The sequence below is a fragment of the Bradyrhizobium sp. USDA 4341 genome (genome assembly GCF_054063755.1).
This window is the reverse complement of record NZ_JBSSGO010000002.1, coordinates 7026254-7047780: the sequence shown is the minus strand read 5'-3', so window position 1 is coordinate 7047780 and position 21527 is coordinate 7026254. Positions and strand designations below refer to the sequence as shown.

The 21527-nt window shown below is 64.5% G+C and carries 21 protein-coding genes; 11 read left to right on the top strand and 10 right to left on the bottom strand.

What is annotated here, in order from left to right:
• Nucleotide 1: 1 nt before the first annotated feature.
• Nucleotides 2-1069 (bottom strand): maleylacetate reductase, encoded by a 1068-nt coding sequence (locus ACVIGB_RS39360; protein ID WP_456718638.1) that lies wholly within the window; start codon nt 1067-1069, stop codon nt 2-4.
• 20 nt (nt 1070-1089) lie between these two features.
• Nucleotides 1090-2070, bottom strand: coding sequence for a helix-turn-helix domain-containing protein (locus ACVIGB_RS39355; RefSeq protein ID WP_456718639.1), 981 nt, complete (start codon nt 2068-2070; stop codon nt 1090-1092).
• A 155-nt stretch (nt 2071-2225) separates the two neighbouring features.
• Between ACVIGB_RS39355 and ACVIGB_RS39350 the strand changes: the two genes are divergently transcribed.
• Nucleotides 2226-2951 (top strand): alpha/beta hydrolase, encoded by a 726-nt coding sequence (locus tag ACVIGB_RS39350; protein WP_456718640.1) that lies wholly within the window; start codon nt 2226-2228, stop codon nt 2949-2951.
• On the opposite strand, the gene ACVIGB_RS39345 is transcribed toward ACVIGB_RS39350, so the two are convergent.
• Together ACVIGB_RS39345 and ACVIGB_RS39340 are read right to left on the bottom strand one after the other, a co-directional pair.
• Nucleotides 2948-4441 (bottom strand): flavin-containing monooxygenase, encoded by a 1494-nt coding sequence (locus ACVIGB_RS39345; protein ID WP_456718641.1) that lies wholly within the window; start codon nt 4439-4441, stop codon nt 2948-2950. The genes ACVIGB_RS39350 and ACVIGB_RS39345 overlap by 4 nt on opposite strands.
• Nucleotides 4442-4557: 116 nt before the next feature.
• On the bottom strand, nt 4558-5007 hold the full coding sequence (locus ACVIGB_RS39340) for a cupin domain-containing protein (RefSeq protein WP_456718642.1): 450 nt from the start codon (nt 5005-5007) through the stop codon (nt 4558-4560).
• 263 nt (nt 5008-5270) lie between these two features.
• Here ACVIGB_RS39340 and ACVIGB_RS39335 point away from each other — a divergent pair, with 263 nt between their 5' ends.
• On the top strand, nt 5271-6284 hold the full coding sequence (locus tag ACVIGB_RS39335; protein WP_456718643.1) for an AraC family transcriptional regulator: 1014 nt from the start codon (nt 5271-5273) through the stop codon (nt 6282-6284).
• A 124-nt stretch (nt 6285-6408) separates the two neighbouring features.
• Here the strand turns inward: ACVIGB_RS39335 and ACVIGB_RS39330 are convergent, their stop codons facing one another.
• The 5 genes from ACVIGB_RS39330 to ACVIGB_RS39310 form a co-directional block, all read right to left on the bottom strand.
• Nucleotides 6409-6624: a hypothetical protein gene (locus tag ACVIGB_RS39330; protein ID WP_456718644.1), complete on the bottom strand. Its 216-nt coding sequence runs from the start codon at nt 6622-6624 to the stop codon at nt 6409-6411.
• 336 nt (nt 6625-6960) lie between these two features.
• Nucleotides 6961-7590 (bottom strand): enoyl-CoA hydratase/isomerase family protein, encoded by a 630-nt coding sequence (locus tag ACVIGB_RS39325; RefSeq protein WP_456718645.1) that lies wholly within the window; start codon nt 7588-7590, stop codon nt 6961-6963.
• Nucleotides 7591-7593: 3 nt separating this feature from the next.
• Nucleotides 7594-7776, bottom strand: a complete 183-nt coding sequence (locus ACVIGB_RS39320) for a hypothetical protein (RefSeq protein WP_456718646.1) — start codon at nt 7774-7776, stop codon at nt 7594-7596.
• 22 nt (nt 7777-7798) lie between these two features.
• Nucleotides 7799-8542 carry an outer membrane protein gene (locus tag ACVIGB_RS39315; protein ID WP_456718647.1) on the bottom strand — a complete coding sequence of 248 codons (744 nt, stop codon included), beginning with the start codon at nt 8540-8542 and terminating at the stop codon, nt 7799-7801.
• A 64-nt stretch (nt 8543-8606) separates the two neighbouring features.
• Nucleotides 8607-10241, bottom strand: coding sequence for an outer membrane beta-barrel protein (locus tag ACVIGB_RS39310; RefSeq protein ID WP_456718648.1), 1635 nt, complete (start codon nt 10239-10241; stop codon nt 8607-8609).
• Between the two features lie 429 nt (nt 10242-10670).
• Between ACVIGB_RS39310 and ACVIGB_RS39305 the strand changes: the two genes are divergently transcribed.
• From ACVIGB_RS39305 to ACVIGB_RS39275, 7 genes are all read left to right on the top strand, one after another.
• On the top strand, nt 10671-11261 hold the full coding sequence (locus ACVIGB_RS39305) for a hypothetical protein (RefSeq protein ID WP_456718649.1): 591 nt from the start codon (nt 10671-10673) through the stop codon (nt 11259-11261).
• Nucleotides 11262-11604: 343 nt separating this feature from the next.
• Nucleotides 11605-13233, top strand: coding sequence for a DUF4118 domain-containing protein (locus ACVIGB_RS39300; protein WP_456749288.1), 1629 nt, complete (start codon nt 11605-11607; stop codon nt 13231-13233).
• Nucleotides 13226-13939 (top strand): response regulator, encoded by a 714-nt coding sequence (locus ACVIGB_RS39295; RefSeq protein WP_456718652.1) that lies wholly within the window; start codon nt 13226-13228, stop codon nt 13937-13939. The genes ACVIGB_RS39300 and ACVIGB_RS39295 overlap by 8 nt, the downstream gene beginning before the upstream one ends.
• An 86-nt stretch (nt 13940-14025) precedes the next feature.
• The gene (locus tag ACVIGB_RS39290; RefSeq protein WP_456718653.1) at nt 14026-14151 is read left to right on the top strand and encodes a hypothetical protein; all 126 of its coding nucleotides are present in this window, start codon (nt 14026-14028) and stop codon (nt 14149-14151) included.
• A 104-nt stretch (nt 14152-14255) separates the two neighbouring features.
• Nucleotides 14256-15122, top strand: coding sequence for a S1C family serine protease (locus ACVIGB_RS39285; RefSeq protein ID WP_456718654.1), 867 nt, complete (start codon nt 14256-14258; stop codon nt 15120-15122).
• On the top strand, nt 15119-15493 hold the full coding sequence (locus tag ACVIGB_RS39280) for a response regulator transcription factor (protein ID WP_456718655.1): 375 nt from the start codon (nt 15119-15121) through the stop codon (nt 15491-15493). The genes ACVIGB_RS39285 and ACVIGB_RS39280 overlap by 4 nt, the downstream gene beginning before the upstream one ends.
• Nucleotides 15494-16055: 562 nt before the next feature.
• Entirely contained in the window at nt 16056-16268 is a 213-nt protein-coding gene (locus ACVIGB_RS39275; protein WP_092116598.1) for a hypothetical protein, read from the top strand.
• A 56-nt stretch (nt 16269-16324) separates the two neighbouring features.
• Here ACVIGB_RS39275 and ACVIGB_RS39270 read toward each other — a convergent pair whose 3' ends face one another.
• Nucleotides 16325-17686 carry a metallophosphoesterase family protein gene (locus ACVIGB_RS39270; RefSeq protein ID WP_456725309.1) on the bottom strand — a complete coding sequence of 454 codons (1362 nt, stop codon included), beginning with the start codon at nt 17684-17686 and terminating at the stop codon, nt 16325-16327.
• A 176-nt stretch (nt 17687-17862) separates the two neighbouring features.
• Here ACVIGB_RS39270 and ACVIGB_RS39265 point away from each other — a divergent pair, with 176 nt between their 5' ends.
• Together ACVIGB_RS39265 and ACVIGB_RS39260 are read left to right on the top strand one after the other, a co-directional pair.
• Nucleotides 17863-19281: a M20 family metallopeptidase gene (locus tag ACVIGB_RS39265; protein ID WP_456718656.1), complete on the top strand. Its 1419-nt coding sequence runs from the start codon at nt 17863-17865 to the stop codon at nt 19279-19281.
• 411 nt (nt 19282-19692) lie between these two features.
• Entirely contained in the window at nt 19693-21483 is a 1791-nt protein-coding gene (locus tag ACVIGB_RS39260; RefSeq protein ID WP_456718657.1) for a peptide ABC transporter substrate-binding protein, read from the top strand.
• The last annotated feature ends 44 nt before the right edge of the window (nt 21484-21527 follow it).

Here is a 21527-nt window from a genome sequence, read left to right as displayed (position 1 = left end):
TCTATCCCGCCTGCGGCCGAGCGCCCGACCAGGCGCGCCGGAGCAGCTCGCTGATGCCGCGCTCTTCGATCGGCCGCGGATTCCAGTAAGGGTTTTTGGTGGCGAGTGCGGCCGCCTTTGCGATGCCGTCCTCGGGCATGCCGATCTCGGCGAGCGAACGCGGCGCGCCGAGCCTTGCTGACAGATCGAACAGGCCATCGGCCGCATCAGCAACCCCGAGCGCCCGCGCGGCGCGGCCGATCGCAGCGCGCGCGGCCGGCGCGTTGTAGGCGATGGTGTGCGGCAGCAGCACCGCATGGGTTTCAGCATGCGGCAGGTCGAACAGCGCGCCGACGGTGTGGCAAAGCTTGTGATGCAGCGCCATGCCGACGGTGCCGAGACAGACCGCGCACAGCCATGCGCCGTAGAGGGCATCCGAGCGCGCATCACGATCGTGCGGCCGCGCGATCACGTCCGGCAGCGATGTCGCGAGTTTTGCAATCGCCTCTTCCGCCATCAGCGAGGTGATCGGATTGCCATCCCGCGCATACAGCGCCTCGGCCGCGTGGGCGATCGCGTTGAGGCCTGATATCGCTGAGAACTTTGCCGGCATCGAGATCGTCAGGTTGACGTCGTAGATCACGGCCTCAGGCAGGATCTTCGGCGATGACTGCGTGGTCTTGACGCCGTCGACGGTCTCGCCGAGCACCGGCGTCATCTCGGAGCCGGCATAGCTGGTCGGCACGATCAGCTGCGGCAGGTCGGTGCGCAACGCGATCGCCTTGCTGAGACCGGTCGCGGCACCGGCGCCGATCGCAACCACGCCATCGGGCTTCAACTCGCCGACCATCTGCATCGCGCGTTCGGTGACTGCGACCGGCGTGTGCACGACCGCGCCGTCGAATGCGCCAGCCATCCGGCCGCCGGTCAAGCCTTGGAGATCGCCAAGCTCGGCCTGCTGTCGTCGGCTTGCGAGCACCAGCGCGCGGCTGACGCCGAGTCGGTCGAGTTCGTCCGCCAGCGCGGCAACCGTGCCGGTCCCGAACACGACCCGCATCGGGCTGACTTGATAGGTGAATGATTGTGACATCGTGACTTCCGAACTTTGCATTAGCTCCGGCGCCAGTCGCGCGGCGTGCAGCCGAAGCGATGCCGGAAGCGACGGATGAAATGCGACAGATCGGAAAAACCCCAGTCGAAAGCGATGTCGCCGATCGCGCGCCCGGCGACCGCGGGATCCTTCAGGTCGCGCGCCGCGCCGTCGAGGCGACGGTCCATCACGTAGCTGGCGAATGTGGTGCCGGCGCGCTCGAACAATTTGTGGACGTAACGCTCGCTGATGCCGATCGCAGCAGCGACGGCAGCAACGCCGAGGCCGGGCTCGCGCAGCCTGCGGTCCACGGCGCGGCGCAGCGCGAGCCAGGTTGCATCGGCAAGACCCGCGCTCTCGGCAACGCCCGCGCGACCAGTCCGCGACAGGCTGAGCGCGACCAGGTCGAGCAGCACGCCGAACAGCCGGACGTTGTCCGTATCCGACGCGCGGAGCGCCGAATTATTCAGCACCTGCGCCGTCTCGGCGATGAGATGGCCGACGAACGGATCGTCGGAGACCCGCGCCGGCGCGACCTCCGGCGCCGACGGCAGCCGTTCATCGAGCGCATCGGCCGGCACCCAGAACGATGCGACCTGCAGCGCGGGACCGCGGTCGTGCAGCAGCGAGAACCCCTGCCCGCTGTCGAAGATTCCGACCTGTCCGGGCGAGAGGCTGATCTCGCGCCCAGCCTGCTGGATGCGGCAGCGGCCGGCGAGCTTCAGGTTGAGGTAGTAGCAGCGCCGGCTGGACGCGGCGATGTCGGCAGCCGAGCGCCGCACGACATGCTCCGGGAAACTGACCCGGTTGACCGCGCCGTCGCCGAGCCCAACGGTCTCGACCCGGGCCAGGAAGCCCGGCGTCGCCGGCGGCTCCGGCGTCAGGTTCATGAAGGCCTGGCAGATCGCCTCGCGATAATAGGCGAACTGCTCGCCCGGCCTGGTGTCCGCGGTATTCCAGCTCAGCCTGCGCGAGCGATCCGCGGCGGCGATTTGCTGCATCAGTTCACTCCGAGCCCAATCCGGTTCGGTTACAGCCAAGCGCGGTTCGCAGGCCCGGGTCAATATCCATCAGGAACCGTTTGAAACTTGGGCGTATCCCCGGGCCGTCCCGGACGTCGCAATCGATCTGAGTGAACCAAACAGGGAGGTACAACATGTCGACCTATGTTCTTGTCCATGGCGCCTGGCATACCGGCGCCGAGTTTGAGCCGGTTGCGGCCGCCATCCGCAAGGCCGGCCATGTCGTCCACACCCCGACGATCAAGGGCAACCGGCCCGGCGACCGGAAGGATACTGGTCTTGCCGAGGCCATCCAGTCGATCGTGGACTATCTCGCCGAGCACAATCTGAATGACATCGTGCTGGTCGGCCACAGCTATGGCGGCATGGTCATCACGGGTGTTGCCGACGCCGCCGCCAATCGCATCCGCCGGCTGGTGTACTGGAATGCGTTCGTGCCGAACAATGGCGAAAGCCTCAACGACATGGTGCCGCCGCACTATGTCGGCCTGTTCAATGCCATCCATGCCGAGCGCGGGGACGGCTCGGTGGTGCTGCCGTTCCCCATCTGGCGCGAGGCCTTCATCAACGACGCCGATCTCGAGACGGCGCAGCGGGCCTATGACAAGCTCAACCCGCACCCGCTCAAGACCTTCCAGGACAAGATCGCGCTGCGCAGCAATCCGGCCGAGATGCCGATCGCAAAATCCTACCTCAACTGCACCGAGGATACGGCGATGCCGCACGGCCTGCCCTGGCATCCGCGGCTGTCGGAGAAGCTCGGGCTGTTCCGCCTCGTCCAGGTGCCGGGCAGCCATGAGCTGTGCTTCTCGAATCCGGAGCGCCTGGCGCAGGCCTTCCTCGACGCCGGCCGCGATTAGGCCACGGCCTCGTACATAGGCGCGGTCGCAAGGAAGCGCGCATAGGCGTCCGCGTCCGGCGGCGTGAATTTTTCGACGAGCGGGTTGCGGCGCGACGCCTTGGTGCCGATGTCTGCCAACAGCTCGTCGAAATGCTTGAAGTGATACGGCGCGACGCACAGCCCGCCATAGACGCCCGCCGCCGGCCGCTCGACCCGCTTGAAGTTCAGCATCATCGCGATGTTGTCGTGCATCTCGGCCGCGCTCGGCTGCCGCGCGAGCTGGCCGTCGGCATAACGCACCAACCAGTTCGCCGCGAGATCCGCGCACAGCACGGTGCAGAAGCTCGAATTAAAGCCAACAAAGCCCATGTCGGGCAGATCGGGATTGGCGATCAGCCGATAGAGCCGATACTGCCCGTCGGGTTCGACCAGCTTGTTCTGATATTCCTTAGGGAGGAACGGCACACCGAGCTTGTAGCCGATCGCGAGCACCGCGACGTCGGCCGCGACACGCTGGCCGCCGCTCATCACGATGGTCTTGCCGTCATAATGGTCGAAGGTGCCCTGCACCGCCTTGATCCGGCCGTCGGCAACCATCGGATAGAAGCCGGGAGTCGCAATCGGCACCGAGCAGTTGACGCCGTCCTCGATCCGCCCCTTCGGCACCATGCCGCACTGCTTCAGCTTGAGCTGCATCGTCAGCATGCTCTCGAGCCCGCGCCAGTTCGCCCAGACAAACGGCTTTGCCACGACATGCGCGAGGCGTGCCATCGGACCGATGCCCCAGCTCGCAAACATCTGCTCCTGGGCGCGGATGTAGAGGATGCGCTTGAAGTTGACCAAGCCACCGACGAAATAGGGAATCCGCCACACCGGCTCGCGAAACACGATGGTGACTTCGCTGGCGCCCGAATTGACCGCGTTCACGGCGATGTCGGTCGCCGATTTCGAACCGCCGAGCACGACCACCTTGCGGCCCTTGGCGAGATCGGGATCGCTGTATTGCGACGAGTGCAGGATCTGGCCGCCCTGCGCCTTGAAGCCGTCCTCGCCGGCCAGCGGCAGCGTCTGCGGTTCGTTGAATTGCCCGGTGCAGACCGCGACGAAGTCGAAATCCTCATGGCCGGCGGCGCCGTCGGTCGAGCGCAGTTCGAGCGTCCAGCCCGGTCTGCCGTCGGCGCGGCGCATCATGCTCTCGACCCTGGTGTTGAACCGCATCGCACCGTCGAGCCCATGACTGCGGGCATAGTCACGCAGATAAGCATGGACCTGCGGACCCTTCGGCCATTCCGGATAGGATTCCGGCATCGCCTTGTCGGTGTAGCGATAGAGCTCCTTCGGGCTCTGGGTCTGCACGTCGGGATAGGAGCGCGCCGGCTCCCAGACCCCGCCGAGATCGCCGCTGCGCTCGATGATGGTCACCTTGTGACCGCGACCGGCAAAGGCCTTGCCGGCGGCGAGCCCGGAAATGCCGGCGCCGATGACGCACACATGCTTCTGCTTGACCATGAAACGTCTCCGCGATGAATGAACAGGCCCATTTCCTAAGCGCACGCGTCCCCGTCATCGCCGGAGCCAACACCGGCGATCGCTGTCTCGGGTGCGCTGTCTGTGTGCTCGCCGGCCTACTCGTTAGCTTCAGGCGGCAGGAAGTCCACCTCGTGCTCGGCGGAAATGCGCACCACTTCAACGGGGTCCTGCAGATTGTGCAGCTTCTCGAACAGCGCCTCGAGCTTCTGCATCGGCGACACCCAGAACAGCGCCCGCGCCGGCTTGTCGGACTTGTTGAAATAGCCGTGCGGAATGCCGCGCGGCATGCGCACGAGGTCGCCGGCCTTGGCCTGCACCCAGACGCCGTCGAGCTTGAGGTCGAGCACGCCCTCTTGCACCAGGATGAATTCGTCCTGGGTCGGGTGGACGTGCACCGGCACGAATTGGCCGGGATCGCTGTTGGTCTCGAACGCGAAGGTCGAGTCGGTGACCGCCTTCGGATAGTAGACCTGGCCCAGGATATTCCAGGTCTTGCCGCCGTAGCCGGTGCCGGTTCGGGTAATGCCTTTTTCGAGCGTGCCCATGTCAGCCTCTCCAGTTTTGATGCGTATTGCCGACACCGAGCCTGTCGCCAGCCGGTGAGGCTGTCTAGCCGATAAACGAATCCGCAGCCGGCACGATCATGCTGCAATGCGGGAGCGTCGAGCCCGGCGGCTTCTGCCCAAGGACGCCGCATCCGCCTGCGCGCCGATCGGGCAGATTGCGCGACGAAACGGCGTTCCCCTTTGTCGGCGGATGCACTAGGCTGCACGATGTTTTAGACCTCAAACAACTCCGGACGGCCGGCGTGACTGCTGTTGGCAACGAGGTTTCGGCAAGAGGAAGGCTCAAGGATTTCGCGCGCGTCGCGACGGCGCGCGTCGACGACGCGGCTGAAGCGATCGGGCGCATCTTCTGTCCGCACGAGCTGACGCCGGTCGATCGTTCGGAGCGCGCTTTCTCCGCGCATCACAATTGCGCAAGCTTCGACGGATTCTCGGTCAACTATGTCGCCTATGGCGGATCGGTCGCGATCAACCCGGGTTGCCTCGACCGCTTCTTCCTGTTGCAGATGCCGCTGTCCGGCTCCGCCACGGTGCGGACCGCCGCGCGCGAGCTCACCACTGGGCCGCAACACTGCGCCTCGCTGCTGTCGCCAACGATTCCGACTGAAATGACCTGGCGCGACGACTGCGCCCAGCTCATCCTGCTGCTCGACCGCAAGCTGGTCGAGCATCGCGCCGCCGCGCTTGGCGGCGTAGCGGTCCGGCCAGTCGAGTTCGATCCGGCCGTCGCACTGAGCGGGCCACTCGGGCAGACGCTCTCGGCCAGGATCGAGCAACTTGTGACGACCGCCGAGCAGATCGGGCCGCACAAATCCTTGTCCGCGGTCGCGGCGGCCGATTGGCGCGAGTCGTTTCTCAATGTCCTGCTCAACGAGCAGCGGCACAGCCTGAGTTCGGCGATCGATGTCTTCAACGGCCGCGCTGAGGCGCAGCCGGCAGCGCTGAAGCGCGTGCGGGCTTATCTCGAGACCCGCGCGACCGAGCCACTGGATCTCGCCGAGCTTGCGGAGATCGCAGGCACCGGTGTCCGCGCGCTGCAACTCGGCTTCCGCCGTCACTTCGGCACCACCGTTTCCGAGATGCTGCTCGACATCCGCCTCGCCCATCTCAACGCCCGTCTCAAGACGGCGCGGCCGGGCGAACGCATCGTCGATATTGCGTTCGATCTCGGCTTTACCCATTTGAGCCGGATGGCGAGCGCCTACCGCGCCAAGTTCGGCGAAAGCCCGAAGGCGACCCTGCACCGGTTGAGCTGAGCCGACCCGGGTAACGATCCGAGGCTAGAGCTTCGGTTCTAATTGAATCAGAACCGAAGCTCTAGATTCTTGTCTCGAAGCGGCTTCTTCACGCGAAGCGGTGTCCACTTCGCTCGAAAACGCTCTAGCGGTGAAATGGCGCTGTCTTCGCCTGGGCTGAAAAATCGGTGATCGGTGGTTCGATCCGCTTGGTCTGCCTGACCATATGCACGCTCGTCACCTGCTGCGAACGCTGGGCGTATTTTGTTGGTGCGCTGGCGGACGCGCCGCCGTGGGCCGCAGGTGCCATCAACACGGCAATCGCAAGGGCACTGATCATTGTGGCAAGGGACTTCAGCATCGCACCCTCCAGGAGGCTGAGACACGTCCGAACAGCAACAGGCGTTTCCGATCGACGCCTCTGCTCGGCGTCTTGTTGACGATGCGGAATGCTGGTCCCAATTTCTGTGAATCGCAACAATATTCATCAGCTGCCGATTTTTTGGACAAGCGGCCGCGTCGATCAGGAAAGCGGCACCCGACGATGAGTAGCCCATTGCGCTTGCGGACGGTGCGGGCTCCAGCGTTCGCGTCACCTGCTCCGCCCTGCCGTCCCTTCAGACGCAATGCAGCGACGGTCGTCTCCCGCGGCCGGCACCCGCGGCAGTACATCCTGCACCGACGGTCGCGTCAGGTTTCAAATAGCGGAGATATCTTCCGTCGGCAGGCGGCAGAGCTCCCGCGCCATCCGCTCCGCTTCGACCGCGGCATATCCCGGCGGAACGATCATGTCGATCAAGCCCGCTTCATAGGCTCGCTCCGCGCGCATCGACCGTCCGGGAACGAGCATCGCAAAGGCACGGTGCTGAGCAAGCCGTCGGGGAATGAGCAAGCTCATCGCGCCGTCCGGGACCAGATCATGAGATTCGAGGGGCGAGGCAAACGTCGCGGATGTGGCAGCGATGACCTCGTCGCAATAGAACACAATGGCCGTACCGATGCCTGCCGCCGCTCCCTCGACGGCGGCGATGATCGGTTTTGCATTGCTGGCGAGCGTGTGTAGGAGGCCGGTCACGCCCTGCAGCAGAAATCCTTCCGACCCGACGCCACCGACAGCACGGTGTTCTGCAGCCTCGCGGCCTGCCGCGAAGCCATCGAACCCGCCGGCGACGACGATGCAGCGGATGGCAGGATTGCGCTGCGCCGATTCGATGGCCCTCGCCATGGCGAGACACAAGTCATCTGCGCGCGCGTTGATCCCTTCCGGGCGCAGCACCGCAATCGTCCGCACCGCTGCTTGCTCGCTGACCACGACGCGCGCGGCCACCGGTCAATTCTCCGCCGGTGCTCGCCACATCGGAGATTTCGGGCCGCCGTAGTAGCGCATTTGAGAGCCGCCGACGGTGTCCCCCGTCGGCGGCGTGATGTCGCTGGCACAGCCGGCAACCGTGGCGCAGACGCCGGCGAGCACGACGACGCGCAGCAGCAGCTGTCTTGATGTCGAGATCGTCACAGCATCACCTTCTCGCGCTGCTTCAGTATTTCGCGACAACGGGACCGCCGAACTTGTAGTCGAGACCTACCGTCACGACCGAGAACGTGTTGTCGACGGTGTAGGGAATCTGGCCGTTCAGCGGCGCCGCGCGCTCGTACCGGCCGAAGTCGTAATAGCGATACTCGAACTTGCCGATCAGGTTGCTGGTGATCGCATAGGCGATACCGCCGCCCGCGGTCAGACCGCTCCTGTTGGCGTTGAACTGATCGACACCGAACACCGGATCGGTGTTGGTGTGCTGGAGCTCGCCATAAGCCCAGCCGCCGGTGAAGAACAGCAGCAAGCGGTCGACCGCGACGCCGCCGCGCGCCCGGAGGGTGAAGCCGTCGCGGAGACTGGTCGCATCGACCGAGCCGATCGGCAAGGTGCCGGCGTTGAACTGGTCGACATCGCTGCCCTTGATGCCGGACCAGAAGCCGTCGGCTTCCACGCCGACCACGATACTCCCGCTCTGGACGTTGTAGCCGATCTCGCCGCCGGCGATGCCTCCAGTGGAGGAATAGTTGATGGTGTAGTTGGCAAAGCCGGCCGGCCCGAGTGCGTTGTTGAGATTGTGGTTGCCGTATCCCCCGCCGCCGAACACGCCGACGTAGAAGCCGGACCAGTCGTAGGCCGGCGCCGCGATCGCCGGCGCCTTGGTGTAGAGGGGAAGGTCCGCGCTTCTTGCCGGAGAGGCGAGCAGCAGCGCTCCGAGTGCTGCGGTGGTGAAGAGAACGTGCTTCATTGAAGATCTCCTAATTTCTGATGAGGGCGCCACGCGATCTGGTCGACGTGGCGCCGCCTGCGGATCAGAAGTGAATGATGATGTCGGCCGAACCGATCAGAGCGAAATTCTTGGTCGGCGCGATTCCGAGATTGGAATTGCCGTTGAACGCATTCGCATCGAGCGACCTGTAGTAGGAGACCTCGGGCCGGATCTCGATCTGCGGCGAGAACCAGTGCTGCCATCCGATGCCGGTCTCGACGTAACGCGTCTTCACGCCGGTACGCTGACCCTGCTTGTCGTCATAGAACTCGATGCGATACGAGATGTTGTCGAGTGGCGACGCCTTGTAGTTCAGGTAGGCGAGATAGGTCTGCACCGACGCCGTGCAGGCGAACACCGTCGCGCTGCTGCACTGGGCGAGGCCAGGCGCATTGAACGGCAAGTATTGCGGCGAGAACGGCGTGCCGCCTGCAGCGAACGCGGCCATCGCAGCCGGATTGTTGGCGTTCAGCACATTGTTTTGATGCAGATTGTAGGTCTCGAACGAGATGTGCCACTGGTCGTTGAACTTGTGATACGCCGTCAGGCCGTACCATTGCAGATTGTTGTAGCCCCAGGTGCCGCTATTGATCGCGTCGGCGACGACGTAGACGCTGTCGTTGCCGGAGTCGCTGGTCCAGCGCACGCCGCCGGTGACGCTCGGTATCGCTCCCGGATCCTTCAGCATGGTGGTGCCGGGGAACAGCGGATTGGGGAACGGGTTGGCGATCTTGGCGCCGGCGTTCCACGGCATGGTGTCGCTGCCGACCGACACGCCCAGTTGCAGCATCCAGTTCTTGGTGACCGCGAGCGTGCTCTGCAGACCCGTGTTGGTGTAGTTGTCGAACGTATACGTCATGGAGTGCGTATACATGTAGTTGTTGGGCGCGAGCTGGGCCTCGATGTCGGGGATCGAGATGAAGCGGCCGAACCGCAGCAGGAGGCCTTCCGCGATCTGCGGAATGAAGACCTCGCCGTAGGCCATCGGCAGGTCGTAGCCGTAGTTCTTGTTCTGGTTCAGGAGCTGATTGCTCCAGAGACCATAGGCGGTCGTGTAGCGATAGTTCTCGCCGTAGATCGGCGCGAGACGAAAGCCCCAGTCGATGTGATCCCTCTGGACCGTGTCAGGCAGGCGCTCGATATAGAGGACCGCCTGGTCGAGCTGGACCGTGTTCGGGTTGTAGTCGTACGCGGCCGGCGCATTGCCGCCGCGAACCGTGTTGGAGCTCAGATTGCCGCCAGCATTGATCCAGCCATAGACCTGGATGTGCGCATCGTTCATCCACTGTCCGGCAGGCGTGGTGCCAAGCGCGGTCATCAAGGGACTGTCGATCGAGCTCGGCCTCGTCACGCCGATGCTGGTCGAGCCGCCATACGGCCATTCCGTGAACGGCATTGGCGGTGTGCTCTGTGGGGTCGTCGGCCAGCCGTCGCGGCGGGACGGCGGCGCCTTCGGATCCGACGGTGCGGCGTCGTGGCCCCACTCGAGCCGGTAATAGTTGACGAAGCGCGAGAAGAAGTCGCTGCCGAGATAGCTGTCGAGGCAGGAGTAATTCTTGTAGGGATCGCACGTGGAGGCTGGCGCCTTCAACAGCGGCGGATTGGCGTCGGCTGCATGAGCCGCGTTGAACAGGCTCACCGCCGTCAACGATACGCCCGCCAAAAAGAGTCTCTTCATGATTTTGCCCCAGGATATTGCTACGGACGCTTCGAGCGCACTCGCCTGTAACGTCTGCGTCATCATTCGTGGGGCGTTGAGAAAAAGGCGATACGGGTCTCCTCGCGCTTTCATTAAGATTAAATATCCAGAACATTCCGCGCCGCGTCGTTTGCTCGCAGAAGCATCAATTGCTCGCGCACCTGCTCAAGGACCCGGCGGAAATCTTGACGTTTTGCGACATTCGCTCGTTGCATTGCGATAGATTTCCAAAACTCTGTGTCATTTCCGCCATAGCTCTGCCGGCATCCGATCCGCGCGCTATTTTATTGCTATGCCGATCGCCCCGAAACGAGATCGAAGATATACGCGCCTCGTGGCTAAGCTCTCAGCATCGAGCGAATCCTTCGCATCGAATGCAATGGAGCGCTGCGCGTCGTGGCGAACGTTATGAATGGTGCGAACGATGTCGCTCTCGCCGGCGAGATCAACGACGTCGATCTCGGCTTTCTGCCGGCCGATCTCACGGCACAGTGCCGCAACCTGATCGAGAGCTATCACGACATTCATGGCTACGCCTGCCTGCCCGACATGCTGTGGCGAGCCCGGCTCGGGCCGTTCATCGAGCGGCATCACGAATTCAGGCAGCGGCTGCGCAAGGCTTCGACGACCCGAAGCGCCAAGAAGTCCAACCAGGGTTTTGTCGAGATCGCGACGGCGATCCTGTCGCTGGAGATTTTGGCAAGCAGCTTTGCGGGCTGGACCGCACTCTATCCGGAGGCCGGTGCGAGCGCGCATGCGGTCCTGAAGCGGCAATCCGGCGGCTCGCAGACTCCGCTGATGGATTTTTATCTCTATCCGCCGAAATATGTCAGTTCGGCCGCGATCGCCAAGCTGACCCCGCCGCGGACGAACCAGACCGGCGAATTCGGACTCTACCGCACGTCGAAGCCGGAGCTTGCCGGAGAACGGCTGGCGCTCGGCTATGTCAGCAAGATGTTGCAGAAATCGGATGATGCCGCCCTGCTCGAGCAGCACTGAAGGTGCTTCGCGCCGCCGTCTTGTACTGCTATTCGATCCGTGCGGCGGCGACGGCAATCGCGGATCTCGCGTTTCGACTATTTCTTTTATATTTCTCCCCCGCCTCAGCAGCATGGATTTTCTATCCGTTCCTGGGGAATGCTCGGATCGCTGGGTAATTGGTGACATCGGAGCAGCAGCCGACGATCGAACGTTGAACCATTCGCGAGGGCGTGCGCCAATGTGACGGCGCCGGACCCGCGTCGTCAGCGCTCCCATCGGATGTTGCCGGGGCGGATATCGTGCTGGCCACGACGGCCGTGACGAGGATCTTCCGGTGTCTTGCTCTGCGAAGGCAAAATCCTTGATCTATTCCCTGCCCCTGTTTCAACGGCTCGCGGATGTCCACGCGCGCCGTGCCGAAGCGGAGCACGTGTTCGCGCCGGGGTTCGAAGCGAAGCCGCAATTGGTCATGTGGACCGACGTCCTTCCCCTGCTGTGGTCGGTTGGATCGATCGGCGTCGTCACGGCGCTGCTGTTTGCGCTCAATGAGCCGATCGCCGCGAACCTGGTGCCGATCGCCTATCTGATCCCGATCATCTATGCGGCCACCCGATGGGGTATCTGGTCGGGCACGCTGGCATCGCTGACCGCGATCGCCGCGGCCGACTTCTTCTTTTTCACGCCGCTCTACAGCCTCCGGGTCGACAGTCCGCAGGAGGCGATCGACCTTCTCGTCTTCCTCGTCGTCGCGCTGGTGAGCAGCAATCTGGCGTCGCGCCTGCAACAGGAGACTGAAAGGTTGCGGCGCCGCGAGCGGGAGATCCAGCACCTCTACGAATTCTCCAAGCGCCTGGCCGCCTGCTTCACCATCTCCGATCTGATCGACGCCGTCAGTCACTATCTGGCCCATACGCTCGGCCAGCGGGCAGCACTGTTCGTCGCGTCCGCGGGAGGCCATTTCGAATCCTCGCCGGAATTGGGAGCCGCCCCGCCGGCCGTGCAGGAGAGCGTAGCGGCGATGACGGCGACGGTCGGCATAACAGATCGCAGCGTCATCGATGAATCGACCCAGGAGGTGTGGCTGCTCCGTGCCGTCGGATCGAAAACCCTGGTGCACGGCGTCATCGCCATCAATGCCGGGCGCGGTACGCGCGAGGCGATCGCGTTGCGCACACTCCGGATCGAGGCGGTGCTGGAGGAGGTCTCGCTGACGCTGCAACGGCTCGATATCGGCAAGGCGATGGACGATGCCAGGATGCATCTGCAGGCCGAATTGTTGCGGGACGCCTTCCATGGCACGCTCTCGCACGAACTCTGCTCGCCGCTCGCCGCGATCCAGGGATCGGTGAGCGTCATGCACGCGATGCCGGCCGTCAGCGCCGACGAACGGCTGCGCTCGCTGATCGAGGCCGTTTCGGACGAGGTCGCGCGGCTCGACGGCCACATCCGCAATCTCCTGAATGCGACGCGCGTCACGGCCGGCGGGCTGACACCTCGTCTCGAATGGTCCGACCCGCGCGACATCGTCAACGCCGCCGTCAAGGCGCGTGCGCCGCGGCTGGCGGCGCACCGCGTCGAGATCGGATTTGACGACGATCTCCCACTGCTCAACGTCGATTCCGGCCTGGTGGCGGAGGCCTGTAGCCAGCTGCTCGAGAACGCCGCCAAATACTCCCCGTCCGGGTCGACGATCTCGGTGCAGGCCCGGCACGTCCCCGGGCGTGTCGTGATGTCGATCATCGACCAGGGGGTTGGCGTCACGCCGGACGAGCAGCGCCATCTCGGCCGCAAGTCGTTCCGCAGCCCGCGGCACCAGGCAAACGTCCCCGGCTCCGGGCTCGGCTTCTGGATCGCATCGACCTTCGTCAAGGCACATGACGGCACCGTCGAGGTCGCGAGCCGCGGCCACGGCCTCGGGACGACGGCATCGATCTTGCTGCCGGCACCGCAGACCACGGATTCAGATTTGGTGACCTGCGACGATGAGTAAGCCGCGTAACCTCGTCCTGCTGATCGATGACGAACCGAAGATCCGCCGCTTCCTGCGCGCCGGGTTCGAGATTCACGGCTTCTCCGTGGTCGAGGCCGAGAACGCCGCCGACGGGTTGAAGATCGCGACCTTCAATGCGCCCGACCTCGTGATCCTCGATCTCGGTCTGCCGGACCTGCACGGCAGCGAGACGCTGGAGCGGCTGCGCTCCTGGTCCAACGTTCCGGTGATCGTGCTCTCTGTCGAATCCAACGAGGACGAGAAGGTTCACCTGCTGCAGGCCGGTGCCGATGACTATGTCGTCAAGCCGTTCGGCATGGCCGAGTTGCTGGCGCGCAGCGACGCCGCGTTGCGGCGCTATTTCAAGAGCGCCACCGAGAATCCGGTCGTCGTCGCCGGGCCACTGTCGGTCGATCTCGTCAGCCGGAGCGTCTCGCTCAACCAGGCCAGGATCAAGCTGACGCGGAAGGAGTACCGCCTGCTGCACGTGCTTGCCGTCCATATCGGCCTGGTGGTGACACACGATCAGCTGCTGAAGGAGATCTGGACCGGCAACCAGCGCGACAACATCCAGTATCTGCGCATCCTGGTGCGCAAGCTGCGCCAGAAGATCGAGGCCGACCCCAACCAGCCTCGCCTGCTGGTAACAGAGTCCGGGGTTGGCTATCGGCTGGAAAACCGCCTGGAGACCAGCGTGGCGGACTAACGTCTCCAACGCCCGCCGGCTGGCATATATACAAAAATAATATATTTCCGACCGAGAAAGCCTTAGCGTGCCCGAGAAAGGGGCACGTGGTGCAGTTCCTGATTCAACCGTTTCATTTCCTCGGCTTCGAGGGTCAGAACTGGATGCTGATCGTGGTCGCGCTGGTCGCCGGCTTCGCCCTGCTCGGCTGGAGAACCCGGGACCGGGGCTGAGCGGTTCGGGCTCCGCGGATGTTCCGCGTCCCGGCCCTGCCCATCCGGTTAGTTTCACCGCCGGCCGCAACATCCCAGATTGGGGGAAGCCAACGGAGTTTCCCATGACCGAACCGACCACCCTCGCCTCGCTGTCGTCAGCCCTTTCCGAGACCATTGCGCGCGCTGCGCCTGCGATCGTCTCCGTGCATTCACACCGCGCGCGCGCCTCCGGCTTCGTCTGGAAGACCGGCCTGATCGTCACTGCGGACGAAGCGCTCGCCGACGAGGGCGAGATCGAAATCCAGTTTGCCGACGGCAGTCGCCGACAGGCGACCGTCGCCGGACGCGACCACACCACCGACATCGCGCTGCTGCGCGTCGACGGCGACGTCGCGCCGATCAAGCTGTCGGCCGAAATCCCGGCGCTCGGATCGCTCGCGGTGATCGTCGCGGCCGACCGCGGCGCGCCGATCGCGCGGCTCGGCATGGTCTCCCGGTCAGGTGCCGCCTGGCGCAGCCTGCGCGGCGGCGAGATCGACGCGCGGATCGAGCTCGACGTCCGGCTGCGGCACAGCCAGCAGGGTGGGCTGGCGCTGAATGCCGCGGGCGTGCCGTTCGGCATGGCGGTACTCGGCCCGCGCCGCGTGCTGACGATCCCGGCTGCGACCATCGAGCGGGTCGCGGCCCAGCTCGAGAAGAGCGGTCGGATCGCGCGCGGATATCTCGGCGTCGGGCTGCAGCCGGTCCGTCTCGACGACGGCCTCGGCGCGATGGTAATGAATGTCGACAAGGTCGGCCCCGCGGCTGCCGCCGGCATCCGCCAGGGCGACGTGATCATTGCCGTCAACGGCGAGAAGCTGTCGGGCGTGCGGGCGCTGTCGCGCGGCCTCGGGCCGCAGAGCGTCGGCAGCGTGGTCGAGCTCACCGTGCATCGTGGCGGCGAGCCGTTGAACTTCAAGGTGACGGTCGGTGAAAGGCCCGAGACGTGAGCAGCGAGCCTGCCGCCGACATCATCATCGCACTCGAGATCGACGACCCCGTCCTCGCCGACCGGCTGGCGACGCTGCTCGGCAGCGTCGCCGGCCTGCGGCTCGCCGCGCCGGGCGAACAGGCGACGGCGACGATCGTCGCACGCAACCGCGAGACCGCAGGCGGCGGCGACTTCGAGCTGACGCCGCGCGAGCTGGACGTGCTGGCGCTGCTGGCCGAAGGCGCATCCAACAAGATGATCGCGCAGCGGCTCGGGATTTCGGTCCACACCGCCAAGTTTCATGTCGGCTCCCTGCTCGACAAGCTCGATGCCACCGGCCGCACCGACGCCGTCGCGCATGCGGCGCGGCGCGGGGTGATCAATTTGTGACGTCGGGACGTACAAGGTTGATGCTGGCGGATTGAGACCTATCCCTCCGTCGTCCTGGCGAAAGCCAGGACCCATAACCACCGCAGTCGGTGATGAACCGAGCTGCGGCCCCAGCGTCGCGCAACAATTGAGATTTGGGGTAGTGGGTCCTGGCTTTCGCCAGGACGACATCGAGTGGGTTGCGCAAGTTGTGAGGCACACCGCGCGTCTCAAATTCGGCCGTCGTCCCGGCGCAGGCCGGGACCCATACGCCGCAGCAGATGTTGTTGACGGGACTCGTCGTTCCAGCGGGGCATAACAATCGGCATTTGGGGTTATGGGTCCCGGCCCCCGTGCGCAATTGCGCACTAGGCCGGGACGACGGCTAGTGTGTGGCGCAGGTTGTGAGTCACACATCTGCATTCTGGCGACATGATCACGCAACCACTGGACGACGACCCCAACTCGGTGATTGCGAAAATTCCGTGATGCGGACGCTTAGACCAATTGCGTAGGTAGTCGTCCGGATACAGACGCCTCCTCGATCTGGCTATGCAATCTTCAGCCAACAAAAAGAAACGGCATGAAGAAGCTGATCGATCGTCATCGGGACATTCAATACACGCTCACCAACATCGAACCCGACCTCTGGAGCTGGTCATTCGAAATCAACGGCAAGATCAAGCAGGGTACCACACGCGCGCGGCTCGGCCTGCTGGCGCAGCGGCGGGTCTGCACGCTGATCGATCGCGAATTGAAAAGCGCGGAACGCGACAAGCCGAAGAAGCCTGACTAGGCCCCCCCCGCGTCCTGGCTCCGCTTCTCGGCCTGGCGGTCGCCGCCGACTTTGGCTCATGACAATGCGAACACGGCCGCAGCGACGTCGAGCCGTGGTCCGGCATATCGCCTGTCGTCCGGTCCATGCTGTCCGCACCCGACGCTCCAGAGCGCGGGCCACGCGAACCGCTCGAGCCCCGTCGCCGATATCGCCGCGAACGACGTCCAGCTGGTGTCACCGCGGCGTCGCCACAGCACGCCACCCGGTCCCATGTCCGGATAGAAGGCGATGTCGAGGTCGAAATCCCGCTCATCGCCGAGATCGGGACCGACCCAGTAATGCGGACTACGCCCGGGCTCGCGCCCGAGGATCAGGGTGAGCGTCTGGTTCGGCCCGCGCAGGCCGAGCCAGAGCGGCGCGATCATGTCAGGCACGGGCGTACATAGCAGCGTTTGCGGCGCGGCGCTTGCCGCGGCGGTGCGGCCCGACAATTTCAGGGCGACCACCGTCGCGGGCGCCGGCATCCCGGACAATGGCGCAGGGCTGGTCCCGCACGGCAATGGCGACCACGCGGCGTGGTCGATAGATGGCAACGGCCATGCGAGCTGCTCGCGCACGGCGCCTTCGGTGTTGAGCACCTGATAGCGAAGACCATCCTGATCGAGCGCCGCCTGCACGCAATGCAGATACTCGACGCCTTCGGGCATCCGGTGTGCGGTGCCCGCGCCCGCCGTGCAGATCTGCAGCACGCCGCGGTGGACCTGAACATCGAATGCGAGGATGTGGCCGCACAGATAGGCGGTCACGCCGGCGCTGACCAGGATCTCCCAGAAGCGCGCGCTGTATTCGTGGCCGATCTCGCGCTGATAGCTGCCGCTGAAGCCGTTGATGGGGAACACGGGATGATGACCCAGCACCAGTTTGTGGCAGGCATCCCTGTGCTGTTCGAGCACCGCTTGCAGCCAATCGGTCTCGACATGGCCCTCGCCGCCCAGCCCGCTCCACAGCGTGTGCACGAACACCATCAACAGATCGTCGCGGCGGACCCAATAGGACAGGCCCTCCTGACCCGGCGGACCGTTGCGCGGCAGCTTCAGCACCTCGCGAAACACCGCCTCGCTCATCTCGTCATAGGTGGTGTGGTTGCCGGTCGTGTGCCACAGCGGCACCGCGTGCCGGTCGAGCCAGCGCATTTCGGTGTCGAGCCAATGCCGCCACTGCGCGCGCAACGCGTCGGCATCGGCGGTGAGGCCGATGATCTCGTCGCCGGGGAAGAGTATGAATTCGGGCGCAGGATGCAGCCGGCGGACCACATTGTTGACCGACGCGAAGGTGCGCTCATGCAGCGCACCGGGAATGCCCGAGCAGGCGTCGGCATAGATCACGAACTGGTGGCCCGAATTTCTCGGCAACAGAGACGGAATTGCATCGCTCATAGCCGGATTGTAACGCGAGGCGGCGCGTCATGCGATGACCATGCCATGATCGAGAGAAAACCACACCGAGACGTGACGTTGCGGAACAGCTGATCTGCCGGCCGGCGCTAGGTGACATCATGCCAAGCTGCTAGCCTTTCGCGCTTCAGATTGCCTTAGTTAAGGGACCGAAGCAAATGGACAACCGTAATGATGTTTGGCGCGGCGTCGACACGATCAAGCCGCGTTTCATCGAATTGAGCGACCGGGTCTGGGCGATGCCCGAGGTCTGCTACACCGAGGCGCGCTCATCCGCCGAACATCTGGCCGAACTGCGCCACCAGGGTTTCCGCATCACCGAGAACCTCGCCGACATTCCGACCGCGGTGATGGGCGAATGGGGCGAGGGTGGCCCGGTCATCGCCTTCCTCGGCGAATATGACGCCCTGCCCGGCCTCAGCCAGGAGGCCGGCGTTGCCGAACCTCGCCCGGTCGAGAGCGGCGGCCACGGCCATGGCTGCGGCCACAATCTGCTCGGCTCCTCCGCGCTGCTCGCGGCGACCGCAGTGAAGGACTGGCTCGCCGCCAACAAGGTGCCGGGCCGGGTGCGCTACTACGGCTGTCCCGCCGAGGAAGGCGGCGCGGCAAAGGCCTTCATGGTGCGCTGTGGCGCGTTCGAGGACGCCGACATCGCCATCACCTGGCATCCGCACAGTTTCTGGGAGGTGGCGGTGACGCCGTCGCTCGCCAACACCCGTGCCGATTTCATCTTCACCGGGCGGACCTCGCATGCAGCGGCCTCGCCGCATCTCGGCCGCAGCGCGCTCGATGCGGTGGAATTGATGAATGTCGGCGTCAATTACATGCGCGAGCACATGCCGAGCGATGCCCGGGTGCATTACGCGCTGCTCGACACCGGCGGCATTGCGCCCAATGTGGTGCAGGCCCATGCCCGCGTGCGCTACTCGATCCGCGCCCGCGACCTTCCCGGCATGAACGAGCTGGTCGAGCGGGTGCACAAGATCGCGCAGGGCGCAGCGCTGATGACCGAGACCAAGATGGAGATGAAGATCATCTCCGCGGTCTCCAACATCCTGCCCAACACCCCGCTGGAGCAGACCCTGCACCGGATCATGGAAGATCTCGGCCCGCCGCATTTCGACGATGCCGACAAGGATTTCGCCGGCAAGATCCGCGCGACCCTGACCGACAAGGACATCGCCTCGGTCTACTATGCGATCGGCATGGAGCCGACCGACCGGCCGCTGGCCGATTTCCTGGTGCCGATCGACGCCAAGCGCAATCCGCTGATCGGCTCGACCGATGTCGGTGACGTCAGCTGGGTGGTGCCGACGGTTCAGGTCCATGCACCGACGGTTGCAATCGGCACGCCGTTCCACACCTGGCAGGTTGTGGCGCAGGGCAAGACGCCGGCCGCGCACAAGGCGATGGTGCAGGCCGCCAAGGCGATGGCCGGCCTCGGCGTCAAGGCGCTGATGGAGCCGGAGCTGATCGCGGCCGCCAAGGCCGACCTCAAGAAGCGGACCACCCGGACACCCTATATCAGTCCGCTGCCGGCGAATGTTGCACCGCCGTTGGATATGTCAGTCGCCTGAGCGGCGCATCTGCGGCCGGGCCTGCGCTTCGATGCAAGGCCCGGCCAGCGCCTATTCTGATCCGATTGGATCGGAGCGGGGGCTCTGGATTTTTGCTTTGACGCGTTTTCGTCGCGCGAACCGGCATCCGCTTCGCTCGAAAACGCGCACGCGTGACAAAAAAGCATCTCGGAACAAAGGATAACGAACAAATTTTCCGCACCGCGAGGCGCGCGCAGGCGCGCTTTGGCGTCGAAATGCCGAACCGATGTGCGGCGCGGAGCGGTTCTGCACAAGCGATAGCCAAAAGACCTAGTCGCTGAACCTCGGGAGGCGTTGACCTTCGCGGTCATTCGGTGTGCCATCTGCCGCCAGCACGGCGGCCGGTTCTAAGGCCCGCCGCAATCACACGTGAGCCGGACCGAGGGGACAATGTTCGACAACAATCTGCGCGGGATGATCGACGACGTAAGGGACGGACGGATGGACCGTCGCGCCTTCGTCAAGCGAATGATTGCCGTCGGCCTCACCGCGCCGTTGGCGAACCAGATTCTGGCGATCGGCGGCGTCGCGATGGCGCAGAGCCCCAACCCCTACAAGCCGACCAAGCGCGGCGGCGGCGGTCCGCTGAAGCTGTTGTGGTGGCAGGGCCCGACCCTGCTCAATCCGCATTTCGCCACCGGCACCAAGGACCAGGACGGCTCGCGCATCTTCTACGAGCCGCTGGCCAGCTGGGACGTCGACGGCCATCTCAACCCGATCCTCGCCGCCGAGATCCCCTCTATCCAGAATGGCGGCCTAGCCGCCGACGCCAAATCGGTGGTCTGGAAACTCAAACCCAGCGTCAAATGGCATGACGGGAAACCGTTCAGCGCCGACGACGTCGTCTTCACCTGGGAATATGCCAGCGACCCCGCGACGGCCGCGGTCTCGAGCGCGACTTACGCCGGCATGACCGTGGAGAAGGTCGACGACCTCACGGTCCGTATCAAGTTCAAGGATCCGACGCCGTTCTGGGCCAACGCGTTTGTCGGCGCCTATGGCTGCATCATTCCGAAACACCTGTTCGCGGAATTCAAGGGCGGCAAGTCGCGCGAGGCGTCGACCAATCTGAAGCCGGTCGGCACCGGACCCTACAAGTTCATCGAGTTCAAGCCGGGCGACCTGATCCGCGGCGAGATCAATCAAGATTACCACATGGCGAACCGGCCCTATTTCGACACGATCGAGATGAAGGGCGGCGGCGACGCGGTGTCGGCGGCCCGCGCGGTGATCCAGACCGGCGAATATGATTTCGCCTGGAATATCCAGGTCGAGGACGAGGTGCTGCTGCGGCTGGAGAAGGGCGGCAAGGGCAAGACGCTCTATGCCGTCGGCGGCGACATCGAGTTCATCGCCATCAACTTCACCGACCCCAACACCGAGGTCGACGGCGAACGCTCGTCGATGAAGACCAAGCATCCGATCCTGTCCGACCCGCGCGTGCGCCAGGCGCTCGCGCTGCTGGTCGACCGCGAGTCCATCAAGAAGGTGATCTACGGCCGCGCCGGCCGCGCCACCGCCAACTATCTCAACGGCCCTGAGGAGTTCGTCTCCAAGAACACCAAATGGGAGTTCTCGGTCGAGAAGGCGAGCGCGCTGCTTGAGGAGGCCGGCTGGAAGGCGGGCTCCGACGGCATCCGCGAGAAGGACGGCAAGAAGCTGAAGTTCCTGTACCAGACCTCGATCAACGGGCCGCGGCAGAAGACCCAGGCGATCGTCAAGCAGGCCTGCCAAAAGGCCGGCATCGACGTCGAGCTGAAATCGGTGGTGGCCTCGGTGTTCTTCTCCTCCGACGTCGCCAACCCCGACACCTACTCCCATTTCTATGCCGACATCGAAATGTTCCAGATCCCGATGACGCAACCCGATCCGGCCCTGCACATGCGCCGCTATCATTCGCGCAACGTCGCCACCAAGGAGAACAAGTGGCAGGGACCGAACTTCCCGCGCTGGGTCAACAAGGATTTCGACGCCGCGGTAGATGCCGCCGATACCGAGACCGATCCGATCAAGCGCGCGGATCTCTACATCAAGTGCAACGATCTGATGTGGCAGGACACGGTGATGATCCCCGTGATGCATCGGCTTGCGGTGGAAGCCTGCTCCAACACGGTGCGGCCCGCGCTCTCCGGCTGGGCCAACCAAACCGACAATCTGCAAGACTGGTATCGTGAAACCTGAGACACGGGGACGGGTTCGGAGTTGAGTGGGTGCATCTTCTCCCT